At 70.4% G+C, this 13,046-nt stretch carries 9 protein-coding genes; 3 read left to right on the forward strand and 6 right to left on the reverse strand.

What is annotated here, in order from left to right:
- Nucleotides 1-25: 25 nt before the first annotated feature.
- Nucleotides 26-1,705, reverse strand: coding sequence for an ABC transporter substrate-binding protein (locus J0695_RS01660; protein WP_206959382.1), 1,680 nt, complete (start codon nt 1,703-1,705; stop codon nt 26-28).
- Between the two features lie 49 nt (nt 1,706-1,754).
- Nucleotides 1,755-3,425: an amidohydrolase gene (locus tag J0695_RS01665; RefSeq protein WP_206959383.1), complete on the reverse strand. Its 1,671-nt coding sequence runs from the start codon at nt 3,423-3,425 to the stop codon at nt 1,755-1,757.
- Between the two features lie 126 nt (nt 3,426-3,551).
- Between J0695_RS01665 and J0695_RS01670 the strand changes: the two genes are divergently transcribed.
- A complete protein-coding gene (locus J0695_RS01670) occupies nt 3,552-4,247 on the forward strand; it encodes a TetR/AcrR family transcriptional regulator (protein WP_206959384.1) in 696 nt (231 codons plus the stop codon).
- A 34-nt stretch (nt 4,248-4,281) separates the two neighbouring features.
- On the opposite strand, the gene J0695_RS01675 is transcribed toward J0695_RS01670, so the two are convergent.
- The gene (locus J0695_RS01675) at nt 4,282-5,694 is read right to left on the reverse strand and encodes a carotenoid oxygenase family protein (RefSeq protein ID WP_206959388.1); all 1,413 of its coding nucleotides are present in this window, start codon (nt 5,692-5,694) and stop codon (nt 4,282-4,284) included.
- Nucleotides 5,695-5,826: 132 nt separating this feature from the next.
- Here J0695_RS01675 and J0695_RS01680 point away from each other — a divergent pair, with 132 nt between their 5' ends.
- On the forward strand, nt 5,827-8,397 hold the full coding sequence (locus tag J0695_RS01680; RefSeq protein ID WP_206959390.1) for a glycosyl hydrolase family 65 domain-containing protein: 2,571 nt from the start codon (nt 5,827-5,829) through the stop codon (nt 8,395-8,397).
- On the opposite strand, the gene J0695_RS01685 is transcribed toward J0695_RS01680, so the two are convergent.
- Complete coding sequence (locus J0695_RS01685) at nt 8,381-8,932, reverse strand: isochorismatase family protein (protein WP_206959392.1); 552 nt, start codon at nt 8,930-8,932, stop codon at nt 8,381-8,383. The two genes, J0695_RS01680 and J0695_RS01685, sit on opposite strands and share 17 nt — an antisense overlap.
- Nucleotides 8,933-9,026: 94 nt before the next feature.
- Nucleotides 9,027-9,470, reverse strand: a complete 444-nt coding sequence (locus J0695_RS01690) for a MarR family winged helix-turn-helix transcriptional regulator (RefSeq protein WP_206959398.1) — start codon at nt 9,468-9,470, stop codon at nt 9,027-9,029.
- 97 nt (nt 9,471-9,567) lie between these two features.
- On the opposite strand from J0695_RS01690, the gene J0695_RS01695 reads away from it, so the two are divergent.
- Nucleotides 9,568-9,885 (forward strand): YkvA family protein, encoded by a 318-nt coding sequence (locus J0695_RS01695; RefSeq protein ID WP_206959399.1) that lies wholly within the window; start codon nt 9,568-9,570, stop codon nt 9,883-9,885.
- Between the two features lie 7 nt (nt 9,886-9,892).
- On the opposite strand, the gene J0695_RS01700 is transcribed toward J0695_RS01695, so the two are convergent.
- A complete protein-coding gene (locus J0695_RS01700; RefSeq protein WP_206959400.1) occupies nt 9,893-12,955 on the reverse strand; it encodes a cellulose binding domain-containing protein in 3,063 nt (1,020 codons plus the stop codon).
- Nucleotides 12,956-13,046: the final 91 nt, after the last annotated feature.

A 13,046-nucleotide genomic window follows, 5' to 3' on the forward strand; every position in this document is an offset into this window, starting at 1 on the left:
CCGAGCGCCCGGTTCGCCGCGCGGCTCAACTCTTCGCCCCGATCTCGGCCGCCCACGGGTAGTAGAGGTAGGCGATCGACGGCTGGACGCCGGTGATCCGCTTGCCGAGGAAGACGCTGACAGGCTGGGTGTAGAGGGGCAGCCAGGGCAGTTCCTTCAGGGCGATCTTCTGGGCCTTCGCATTGGCTTCGGCGTGCGCGGCCGGCTCGTACGTGCCGACGGCCTGCTCGACGGCCTTGTCGTACTCCTTGTCGGACCAGCCGCCGTAGTTGGTGAACGCGCCGGTTTCCAGGGAGGAGTACATGTCCAGCGGATCGGTGATCGACGTGTACCAGAAGGTGAGGAAGAGATCGATGCCCTTACGGGCGGCCGGGTCGGTGAAGAGCGTCCCGTACTTCTCCGCGGAGAGGGTCTCGATCTTCGGCTTGAGCCCGATGGCCGTGGCCGCCTGGGCGACGGCCTGCGTGATGATCGTCGTCTGGGAATCCAGCGGGCTGGTCGCGATGACGACCTGCCGGCCCTGCACTCCGGACTGCGCGGCGATCTTCTTCGCCTGGGCGGGATCGTACGGGTAGCGCGTCATCTCCTTGGTCAGGGCCTTGCGGGTCGCGGCGGGCGCCTCGCTCCACATGTTGTCGGTGACCAGCGAGTCGGCGACCTCGCCGATCCCGCCGGCGCCGGCCTTGACGATGCCCTTGCGGTCGATGGCCATGAGCAGGGCAGCCCGCACCCGCGCCTCTTTGAGCGGGCCCTTGAGGTTGCTGACCACCTCGTCGGCGACCGTGGTGTTGCGGCCGAAGTAGAGCTTTCCGGCCTGGGAGGAGCGGAGTTGGCCGTACGCGCTGGCCGGGACCATCCAGCCGCCGTCCACCTCACCGCTCTGGAAGGCGTTGACGCGGGTCGTCGCGTCGCTCAGGAACACGAACTTGATCTGGCCTGACCTGGCCTTGAGCTTCGGGTTCCAGTAGCCGTCGTACTTCTTGAGCACGAGGGACTGGCCCGGCGTCCAGGAGGCGAAGGAGAAGGGCCCGGTGCAGTTCACACCGCCCTTGGGGCTGCCGTAGTTCTTGCCCGCCTTGGCCAGGGTGGCGGCGGATTCGACGGTGCCGGGGCTTGCGGCCATCGACTTGTTGAAGGTCGAGTCGGGCTTCTTCAGCTTGACGGTGACTTCGAGCGGGCCGGTCGTGTCGATCGACTTCACATTACGGAAGGAGTTGACCCAGGCGCTGCCCACGGCGGGGTCGGGGTGGCGGCGGAGCGAGGCCACGACGTCGTTCGCGGTGAGGACCGTCCCGTCGTGGAAGTGCACGCCGGGGCGGATCTTGTAGACCCAGGTGGTGGGGGTCGGATTGGCGTACGAGGTCGCCAGGTTCGGCGATGTGGTCAGGTCCGGGTTCCAGCGCAGGAGACTCTCACAGACGTTGGAGAGGATCTGGTTGGGCGGGAAGTCGAAGGCGTAGGCGTAGTCGATCGAGGTCGGTTCGGCGTAGATCGACCAGGTGAAGGAGTCGATGGCGCCGGCCGCCGCCGGGGTCTTGTCGGTGAGGCGGTACGCGGCGGCCGCACCGGAGCCCTTGGCCGGGTGCGCCGTGCCGCTGCACGCGGCGGTGACGAGCAGGGCGGACGCCGCGAGGACGGCCCCCGCGAAGCGGCGGAGGGGTCTGACTGCTGTGCGGGATCCTGCTGTTGCTGGTGTTGAGGGCATCGTCTACCTCTGTCCGGGGCGGCGGGGTGGAGTACACGGTCGGGCGGGATCAGTCCGTGGCGGCGAAGACGAGCTGTCCCTCGACATAGGTGCGGCTGACGCGCGTCTCGGCGATCTCCCGGGCGGGGTGCGCGAAGGGGTCGCGGTCGAGGACGGCGAGGTCCGCGTACTTGCCGGTCTCGACGGTGCCGGTCACGTCGTCGAGATGGTTGGCCCAGGCGCTGCCCACGGTGTAGGCGGTCAGCGCCTGGGCCAGGGTCAGGGCCTGTTCCGGGAAGAACGGCGGGTACTCCCGGCCGGGGCTCTCCTCCCGGGGTACGGCCCGGTTGACCGCGACATGGATGCCCCACAGCGGGTTGGGGCTGCTGACCGACCAGTCGCTGCCGGCGACCAGCCGGGTGCCGGCGCGTGCCAGATCCCCGAACGGGTACTGCAGGGCGGCGCGGTCGGCCCCCAGGAACGGAATCGTGAGCTCGTCCATCTGCGGTTCGTGCGCGGCCCACAGGGCCTGGATGTTCGCGGCGACTTCGAGCTCCGCGAAGCGTTTGATGTCGTCGGGGTGGACGATCTGGAGGTGGGCCATGTGGTGGCGGTTGTCGCCCGCCCCGTTGGCCGCCCGGGCCGCGGCGAGCGCGTCGAGCGCCTCGCGTACGGCGCGGTCCCCGAGAGCGTGGAAGTGCACCTGGAAGCCCGAGCGGTCGAGTGCGCACACCGCTTCGGCGAGCAGGGCGGGTTCGATGAAGCTCAGCCCCGAGTTGCCGGTCGGGCAGCCGCAGTTGTCGAGGTACGGCTCCAGCATTCCGGCGGTGAAGTTCTCCGCGATGCCGTCCTGCATGATCTTCACGGAGGTGGCGTTGAAGCGGCCCACCTGCCCGGTGCGGCGACGCTCCTCCAGCTCCGGGAGCTGTTCGAGGCCGCGTTCGCGGTCCCACCACAGGGCGCCGACGACCCGGGCGCGCAGCGAGCCCTCGCGGGCCGCGCGCAGATAGACGCCGAAGTTGTCGGGGTTGCCGGGGAAGGCGCCGATCATGGCGTCCTGCCAGCCGGTCACCCCGAGGGAGAACAGGTGCTCCTGCGCGGCGAGCAGCCCTGCGTGCGCTTCGTCGGGCGTCGCGAGGGGCATGTGCCGGGCGACCAGATCCACGGCGCCCTCTTGGAGGGTGCCGGCGGGGGTGCCGTCGGGCTCCCGCTCGATCCGCCCGTCCACCGGGTCGGGGGTGTGGCGGTCGACGCCGGCCAGCTCCAGGGCGCGGGTGTTGACCCAGGCGCCGTGGCCGTCGCGGTTGGTGAGCAGGACGGGCCGGTCGGGCACCACCGCGTCGAGCATGGCGCGGGTCGGCGTACCCCCGGGGAAGCTGTCCATCGACCAGCCGCCGCCGCGGATCCAGACCGCGTCCGGGTGATCCTTCGCGTACCGGCCTACCACCGCCAGACAGCCGTCGGCGGCGGACTGCCCGCTCAGGTCGCAGCCGAGCATCTGGACCCCGGCCACCGCGGGGTGGACATGGGCGTCCTGGAACCCGGGCACCAGCAGCCCGCCCGCGAGATCCACGACGTCCGTACGGGAGCCGGCGAGCGACCGCACCGTGGCCGCGTCGGAGACGGCGAGGATCCGCCCGTCCCGGACGGCGACGGCCGCGTCCACCGGCGTGGGCCCGGTCCCTGTGAAGACCCGCCCTCCCACGAAAACGGTGTCGGCCTGCTGGCTGGTGTTCGCCATCGACGCATCCTCCGGCTCGGCGGGGCGGGCCCGCTGGCTTGTGTTGAGGAGGAGTGAACGACAGCGCAACACTGTTGTCAACGGTGTTGCGCTGCGACGGTATTCGATCGATACACTGGCCGCACCATGCCGACGACACCCTCCACCACTGCCCGGAGCAAGCGCGCGGGCAGCCAGCTGACGCCCGACGCGATCATCGAGGCGAGCCTGCGCATCGCGGCTCGCGGAAGCCAGGACGCGTTCACCGTGCGACGCCTCGGCGAAGAGCTCGGCGCCGATCCGACCGCGATCTACCGGCACTTCCGCGACAAGGACGAGCTGCTGCTCTCCGTGGCGGACCGCACGCTCGGCGAGGTCCTCGACAGCATCCCCGAGGGGCTCGACTGGAAGGACCGCATCCGTGCGCTCGCCGCGGGATCGCTCGAAGTCGCCCTGAAATACCCGGTGGTGGGCTCGGCCATGGCCAGCCGGACCACCCGGCGCCCCCATGAGTTCCGGGTCGTGGAGCTCATCCTCGGCGCCGTCATGGAGGCCGGACTCACGGGGCGCGACGCGGCCGTCCACTACCGGATGGTCGGCGACTCACTCCTGGCCTTCGTCGGCCAGCAGGCGGCCTACCTCCTGTTCACCCCGGACGTCCGCGCGGCCGACGAGTCCTCCTGGAGCCGCGAGTACCGTCTGGTCGACCCGGAGCAGTTCCCGAACATCACCCGCCTGAGCGCCGAACTCCCCGAGGTGACGGACGAGCAGATCTTCCACATCAGGGTCGAGGCGCTGATCTCCGCGATCGAGACCCGCGCCAGGACCCTGCGCGAAACCTAGAGACCTGGAGACCTGGAGACCTGGAGGGTGTCCGCTACACCTCGTCCGGTATCCAGTTCCCGTGGAATCCCACCGGCACCCGCACCGGCAGATGGATGCGCGCCACCGGTTCGGCCGTGAAGTCGCCGGCGGCGAGGACCACCAGGTCCGTCGCCTGCCGCTCGGGGTCGAAGGCGTACGTCAGCACCCATCCGTCGTCCTCCGCCGCGTCGGGCGACGCCGGGACGAAGACCCCTTCGCCCACGTCCCCGTCCGGGTGGAAGCGGTGGATCTCGGCTCCGCCCGAGGCCAGGTCGTACTTGATCAGTCCGACCCCGACCTGCTGATAGCCGCCCTCCCGCACCGCATGCCGCTGCCCCGCGTATCCGTCTCGCGGCTCCAGCACTCCGTACCCGAACCGGTGCTGTCCCGTGGCCCGGCGCGGGTCGACGCGCGGGAATTCGATCGGCCGGTCGTCGAGCGTCTCCGTGCGGACGCTGCCCGCAGCCAGGTCGACCGTCCACCGCTCCAGCCGCGGCGGGTGGTCACCAGGGCCCTGCGCGCCCCCGGGCCCCTTGGAGAAGAGCTTCTCGTACCGCACGAGGTCGACGACGATCCGCTGCCCGCCGTCCGTCTCGTACGCGTTCATCGGGTGGAAGACGAAGCACGGGTCGATGTCCAGCCACAGCACGTCCTGGGCCTGGCCCTCCCTGGGCAGCACCCCGATCCGCGCCTGCTTCCGGTCGTCCCAGGCGTACGGGAAGGTCGACCCTGAGGTGGCCGCCTCCATGGAGAAGCCCACCGGCAGGTCGTACAGCAGCACGTACCGCTCCGTCAGGGAGAAGTCGTGCATCATCGGGCCGCCCTCGACGGGTATGTCGATGCGCCGCTTGATCCGGCCGTCCACCCCTGCCACCAGGTACTGGACGTACGGGTACGCCCAGCAGTACGCCACCGCGTGCAGCTCCCCGCTCGCCGGGTCGAGAACCGTGTGCGCGGCGAAGCCGCCCGGCAGGGTGCCCTGGAAGTCGTACGGGCCGAGGGTGTTGAGCTCCTCGTCCAGTTCGTAGGGCAGCGTCCCGCCCTCGACCGTGGCGAGATGGCGCCCAGCGAAACGCAGGATGTGCGTGTTGGCCGCGAAGTCCATGTTCTGGTGGTGCGGTCCGTTGAACGGCTTCTCGCCGAGCTTCTCGGCGACCGCGTCGCTGCGCACCCACCGGTTGCGGTACCACTCGGCACGCCCGTCCCGCAGCCGCACCCCGTGCACCATTCCGGCGCCGCTGAACCAGTGGTGCACCGCCGGGTCGTCGACCCCCAGCGGGTTCGGCCCGTTGCGCAGATAGCGGCCGTTCAGGCTGTCCGGTATACGCCCGGTGACATCCAGCCCGTGCGCCGTGACCTCTTCCCGTACAGGGGCGAAGAGGCCGCTCAGATAAGGGTTCGTCCCGTTGTCCTGGCCGTCCGTCATGACTCCACCATCCACCCATCCAGGGGACTGTGCAGGCGCGTCCTGCCCGACGGGCCGGACGCCCATTACGTGGTCTTACATGGTCGTGCGATGAGCCCTTTGCGCCCATTTCATAAACGCACCCGCACCCGCATGTCGCTGATCACCGCACCCCTGCTCACCGGCACACTGATCGCCGCTGTCGTACCCCCCTCGTCCGCACCCGTCTCCACCGCGGCCGCAGCCGCACAGACCGTCCCCGTCCCCGCCTGCGGAAAGGACGCGGCCGGCTGGTCGCTGACCTCCACCCGGCCCGATCCGACCGTCGGTCAGCATCCCTATATCGCAAACGGATACCTGGGCCACCGGGTTCCCGCGCTCGGCACCGGATACCAGGGATCCGACGAACCGAGCGGCTGGCCGCTCTACACGCCCCGTTACGACGGAGCCTTCGCCGCCGGCCTCTACGCCCACAACTCCCGCACCGACGCCGACCGCCAGGCCGTCGCCGCCCTCCCCACCTGGACCGGACTCGAAGCGGGCCTCGGCCCCGGCACCCTCTCCCACTACCGCCAGACCCTCTTCATGGCCTGCGGGGTGATCCGCACCTCCTACACCTGGACGGGAAAGGACGGCCGCGCGACCGACCTCTCCTACGAGGTACTGGCCGACCGCAGCGACGTACATACCGGCGCGGTACGCCTGCGCCTCACCCCGCGCTGGGACGGCGACGCGACGGTCACCGACCGCATCGACGGCCGCGGCGCGCGCCGCGTCACCGCGGCCGGAGTGTCCGCATCGGGCCGTACGACCACGGTCTCCTTCCGCGCCGACGGCACCCGCACCCCGGGCACAGTCGCCTCAACCCTCGTCACCGGCACGGGTGTTCACGCCACCACGGATCAGCGCTCCGCCTCCGGCCTGAGCGCGGCACACGCCCTCACCTTCCCGGTCCGCAGCGGCACCACGTACGAGATCGCCAAGCACATCGGCATCGACTCCACCCCCGAACGTGCCTCCGGAGCCTCCCGGCGCGCGGCCGCCCGCGGCTGGCAGACGGTCCACGGCGCGAACGCGGCGGCCTGGGCAAAACTGTGGGCGTCCGGCATCACCGTCCCCGGGCAGCCCGATCTCCAGGCGTGGGTGCGCTCGGCGCAGTACGGACTCTTCACCAACTCCCGTGCAGGATCAGCGGATTCGCTCGCACCCACCGGTCTGACCAGCGACAACTACGCGGGCGAGATCTTCTGGGACGCCGAGACCTGGATGTTCCCCGGCCTCCTCGCCACCAGCCCCGAGCTCGCCAAGTCGGTGGTCGACTACCGCTACCGCACCCGCGCGGCAGCAGCGGTCAACGCCGAAAAGCTGGGCTTCAAGGGCCTGTTCTTCCCCTGGACCAGCGGCAGCAAGGGCGACAACTGGGCCGAGTGCCACAGCTGGAACCCGCCGCACTGCATCATGCAGACCCACCTCCAGGGCGACATCTCCCTCGCCGTCTGGCAGTACTACCTGGCGACCGGCGACGGGAAGTGGCTCAAGGAGCGCGGCTGGCCGCTGCTGAAGGGCATCGCCGACTACTGGACGTCGCGCGTCACCGCGAACGACGACCGCTCGTACTCCATCAAGCTCGTCGCGGGCCCCGACGAGTACAGCAACGGCGTCACCGACGGCGTCTACACCAACGCGGTCGCGGCCACCGCCCTGCGCAACGCGGCCCACGCGGCCACCCTCCTGGACACCGAAGCCCCGGCCCGGTGGACGGAGATCGCGGACCGGCTGCGTATCCCGTACGACACGAAGGCGGGCGTCTTCGAGCAGTACGCCGGGTACAAGGGCTCGCTCATCAAGCAGGCCGACACCGTCCTCCTCCTCTACCCCCTCGACTGGAAGATGACCAAGGCTCAGGCATCGCGCACGCTCGCCTACTACGCGCAGCGCACCGACCCGGCGGGCCCGGCCATGACGGACTCGGTGCACGCGGTCGCGTCGGCGTCGATCGGCAGCCCCGGCTGCGCCACGTACACCTACCTCCAGCGCGCCATCCGCCCTTATGTACGGGGGGACTTCGACCTCTTCTCGGAGGCGAAGGGCGACAAGGCGGGCGCCGACGACGCCCTCGCGGGGCATCCGGCGATGGACTTCCTGACCGGCAAGGGCGGGTTCCTGCAGACCTTCACGCACGGCCTGACGGGGATGCGCCTCCAGGAGGACGGCGTACGCCTCGACCCGATGCTGCCTCCCCAACTGCCCCGGGGCGTCACACTCCACGGACTGCGCTGGCAGGGCCGTACGTACTCCGTCGCCATCGGCCCGAAGACGACCCGGGTCACCCTCACCCAGGGCGCGCCCTTCACACTCCACACCCCGCAGGGCGACCGCAGGCTCACCACGACCATTGAACTTCCCACCAGGCGCCCGGACTTGACCGCGACCGGAAACACCGCCCGCTGCCGCCCCGCGACGGCCACCTCCGAACAGCCCGGCCTCTACGCCGCCGCGGCGGTGGACGGCGACCCCGCCACCACCTGGTCGCCGGAGTCCACGGCGAAGACGGCCACGCTCACGGTGGATCTGGGCCCGGGCGCCCGCGACAAGGCGAAGATCACCCCGGACTGGGAGACCCGCCCCACCTCCTTCACCGCCACGCAGAACGGCCGGTACGTCCACCTCACGGTGCACGGACCGGCCGTTCTCAGGGAGTTGGAGGTCAGCCGAGGAGCTTGACGATCGCGTCGGCGGTGTCGGTCTCGCCGAGCCGCGGGAAGATGTTCGCGACGGAGTTGGCGTGCGTCTCGGGCGCGAGGTCGGTGACGGCGTCGGTGGCGATGGTCACGTGGTAACCGTGCTCGTACGCCGACCGTGCCGTCGACTCGACGCCGATGCTCGTCGCGATGCCGGCGACGACGACCTGGGTCACGCCGCGGCGGCGCAGCTGCATGTCGAGGTCGGTGCCGTAGAAGGCGCCCCAGGTCTGCTTGGTGACGACGATGTCGCTGTCCTGGCGGTCGAGCTCGGGCACGAGCTCGGCCCAGTCGGCCGGCGGCTGCCCCTGGGACGCGGCGCCCTCGTTGCGGCCGGGGGCGCCACCGGTCACCCGTACGAGAACGACGGGCAGCCCGCGCTCACGGAAGGCGGCGGCGAGGAACGCGGCACGCTCGACGATCTCACCGGCGGGGTGCACGAGCGGCAGCCCGACGATCCCCTTCTGGAGGTCGACGAGGACCAGCGCGGTGCTGGCGTCAAGTGTCGTTGCGGTCATGGGGGTTGCTCACTTTCCTACGTTTTGTGAATGAGGGATGCGAATACGGACACGTCAGCCATCAGGCGCCACGAGGCAGAGGGCGGCACTGCCCTCACCTCTGCACCAGACGCTCCAGGAGCTCCACGGCCTCACTGAGCGTCCGCAGCTCCCCCGCGTCCAGCTCCTCCTGGATGGCCCCGGTCAGCCACCCCTGCTTCTCGGCCCGTACGTCGGCGAGGACCCGTCGCCCCTGTCCGGTGACCGACACCACGACCTGCCGTCCGTCGCTCGGGTCGGGCGTACGCTCCACCAGCCCGTGCTCCTCCAGCGCGCCCACCGTCAGCCGCATCGACTGCGGCCGTACCAGTTCCAGGCGCGCCAGCTCGGCGGTGGTCGCGGGGCCTCCGCGGTCGAGGCGCGAGAGCACGGACCGCTGCGAGGGGGTCAGCAGATTGTCCGGGGACGCGCTCCGCAGCCGCCTCGCGACCCGCCCGAGGACGACGGTCAGCTCTGCGGCGACCTGCCCGGCGTCCGGCGCCGAAGAATCCGTGGTCATACCACTTACCGTACGAGATGAACAGGCAGCCTTGCAAGTTTCGCTGCCGAAAGCCACGGCTCAGCGTGGCGCGGCGGACATCGGGTACCCGTAGCGCATGGACACCTCCACCCAAGTGCTCCTGGTGCTCGCGGCGCTGCTCTGCGTGGCGACGCTGGTTTTCGCGGCCGTCCTGGTCGTCCGCCTGTTCCGGGCGCGCCGCCTGCTGCGCGACGCCGGTATCCCCGTAGGGAACAAGCTGGCCTTCTGGGGCGCCCTGATCTACACGATCAGTCCGGTCGACCTGATCCCCGACCCGGTCTACCTCGACGACATAGGCGTACTCCTGCTGGCTCTGCACGCCCTGCAGGCGGCGGCCCGCAAGTCCGGCCGATCCGGCGACGTGCCGGCCCGGCCGGACCTGTCCACCCGCTGACCCGGGACTACGGGGCGGTGCCCCAGACCAGCGCTCCGCCGACGTACACCGCCACCTTCGCGGCGTCCGCGAACGATGTGTTCGTACCGCGGCTGTAGTCGTCCGCCTCACTGAACGCCGACCAGTCGGACTTGTTGAGCCGCAGCTGCATCTCACCCGTCGACGCCCCCGCGGCCAGACTGCCCGCGCCGGAGGTGAAGCCCACCTCCAGGTAGCGGTCCGCCCCGGTCTTGGGAGTGGCTGCCGCGACGACCTGTGCGGTGACGTTCGAGGCGCCGACGGCCGCCCAGTCGCACCAGGTCTGGTACGCCGTCGAGCCCGCCTCGCCGCTGAACCAGTAGCGGAGCTTGACCTGCGACAGAACCAGCGGACCCGTGCCGGTGTTGACGACCTGCAGGCCGGGGCGGATCGCGTTGTCCGTGGCGCTGGAGTCGTTGTTCTTGTACTGGGCCTTCGCCGCGCCCCCGCCACCACTGCCCGCCGCTGTCGTGGCCGTCACCGCCGCCGAGAGCGCGGAGGTGTTGCCCGCCGCGTCCCGTGCGCGCACCTGGTAGGCGTAGGGGGTGGACGGGCTCAGTCCGGTGTCCGTGTACGCCGTGCCCGCGGGGCTGCCCACCACCGTGCCGGCGCGCAGCACTTCGTAGGCCGTCACCCCGGTGTTGTCGGTCGAAGCGGTCCACGACAGGGCGACCGTGCTGCTCGTCGTGGACGCCACCGTGAGACCCGCCGGCACGGTCGGCGCCTGGGTGTCGCCGGTGCCGCCGCCGCTTGCCGGGGCGTCCGCGAAGAGGATTCCGCGGCCGTTGGTGCCGAGGTAGACGCGGCCGTAGGTGCGTGGGTCGCCGGTGATCGCCGTGCCCATGTTTCCGTAACTGTGCTGGTCGTCGTTGATACGCCGCCAGGTGGCGCCGGAGTCGTCGGAGGCGTGGACCCCTGTCACCCCGCCCACGGTGCCCGCCAGATAGAGCGCGGGGTTGGTGCGGCCGGGGGCGGCCTTGCCGTAGCCGAGGTTCACACCCGAGGTGATGCCCGTGGCCTTGGTGAAGCTCGCGCCGCTGTCCATCGAGTGCCAGAGACCTCCGGTGCCGGTCAGCCAGATCTCGCCCTCCTTTCCTGGTACGGGCTTGAACGCGGCGTCGGTGGCGGGCAGTCCGGTCGCCGCCGTGGCGGAGAAGGTGGCGCCGCCGTCCGTGGAGACGTAGAAGCCGCCGCCCGAACTGCCGTAGAACTTCTTGGGGTTGACCCGGTCGGCCCGTACGAGCGCACCCTGCGGGACACCTGAACCAGCGTTCCAGGAGCTTCCGTTGGTGGTGGTGCGCTGCACCGCCGCACCCTGCGGGCTCCATACGACCGCCGAGCCGTCGGCCGCGACCGCGACGGTGCCGCCGCCCGTCACCCCGCTGGGCTCGCTGCTCGCCTGGAACCAGTTCGACCCGCCGTCGGTGGAGAACCCGGCCCGGTTGACGTTCGGGAGCGCGGTCTTGTCGGAGTTGCCCACGCGGGCAAGGACCGCGGGCTTGAGCTCCGCGAAGTCGATACTGGTGGTGCTGGTGAGATTGGGCTGGGTGTACATCAGCGCCGGGACCTTGGTGAGGTCCGTATGGGCGAAACCGCCGATGTCGCCGAGCGCGGAGAACAGGACGGTTCCGGTGGGCGGGCTGACGAGGTCGAGTACGGCGGTCTCTTCCAGACCCGCGACCATGGGCTTGATCGTGATCTGGGAACTTTTATCCCAGTTGGTGAGGTTGTTGGAGGCATAGAGGGTGGCGCCCGTGCCGTACAGGAGGCGGTCGGGGTTGTGCGGGTCGATCTCCAGGGCCTCGGTCATCCAGCCGAGTTTGGGGGTGACTTCGGGCAGGGCGGGGCTTGCGCCGAAGGTCAGCCAGGGGACGGCGGAGATGTCCATGGTGTAGCGGAAGGAGCGTGCGGGGTAGGCGGCGAAATCCCAGATCCTGGTCCAGGTCGCGCCCGCGTCCGTGGAGCGGTAGATGATGTCGTCCGGCCACCAGGAGATCTGGGTGGCGACCATGAGGGTGTTCGGGTTCGTACGGTCGATGGACAGGCCCGAGTAGCCGAAGTAGTCGTCCGCGCTGTCGGAGGGGACGGGGCTGATACGGGTCCAGGTCGCGGCGGTGATGTCGTAGCGCCAGACGTCGCCCTTGGCGCCGTCGTAGGGGCCGCCGGTGTCCGAAGTGGACAGATAGAGACGGTGGTTGACGTGGTCGAGCACGCCTTTGTGGGCGATGTAGCCGGTGGGCTGGCCCGCGAGGCGTGACCAGGTGGCGCCCGCGTCGGTGGAGCGGTAGACGGTGTTGTCCTTGTCGGCGACGCCGACGTAGATGTGCTGGCTGCGGGTGCCCGCGGTGCCGGTGGAAGGGTCGAACGTCACCCAGACGACGCCCTGGAGGTCGGAGTTGTAGCCGCTGGTGTCGTTCGGGTCGGCGCGGTACGTACCGGCGTTGGCGAAGCTCGTCACCTTGGCCCAGGTGACGCCGGAGTCCGTGGAGCGCCAGAGGCCGTTGCCGCTGGGTGTGCCGAGGTAGAGGACGCTGCCGAGGTTGGGGTCGACGGCGAGGCGCTCGCCCATGCCGCGTCCCGGCATGTTCCCGCCCAGCTTGAACGGGAGTGGGGCCGCCTGCCAGGTGGCGCCGAGGTCGGCGGAGCGCAGGACCGCGCCGTTGCCCGGGTCCCAGCTGTTGGTGTACATGCCCACGGCCGCGTACACCTTGTCCGGGGCCGACTCGTCGATGGCCATGCTGACCACGCCGTTCCAGCCCCAGTGGTCGTAGCCGACGAAGTCGAGGAGCGGGATCCAGGAGCTGGTGGCCGCGTTCCAGCGGTAGGCGCCGCCGATGTCGGTGCGGGCGTAGATGAGGTCCTTGCGGGTCCGGCTGAAGATGATGCCGGGGATGAAGCCGCCGCCGTAGATCGCCACGTTCTTCCAGGCCGGCGCGGCGGCGAGGGTGTCTACGGGTGCGGTGGCGGCGTGCGCGAGCGGGGCGCGAGCGAGGACGGGGGTGGCGGCCGCGGCGGTGGCGACGGCCAGGCCGATGAAGCGTCTTCTGTCCATGGGTGAAAAGCCTTCGGGGACGGTGAAGGGACAGGGGAAACCCCGGTGCGGAGCGCGGCAGTTGCCGCTGGGAGAGGCCCGCACCGGGGCT

It is taken from the genome of Streptomyces beijiangensis (genome assembly GCF_017315755.1).
Taxonomy (GTDB): domain Bacteria; phylum Actinomycetota; class Actinomycetes; order Streptomycetales; family Streptomycetaceae; genus Streptomyces; species Streptomyces beijiangensis.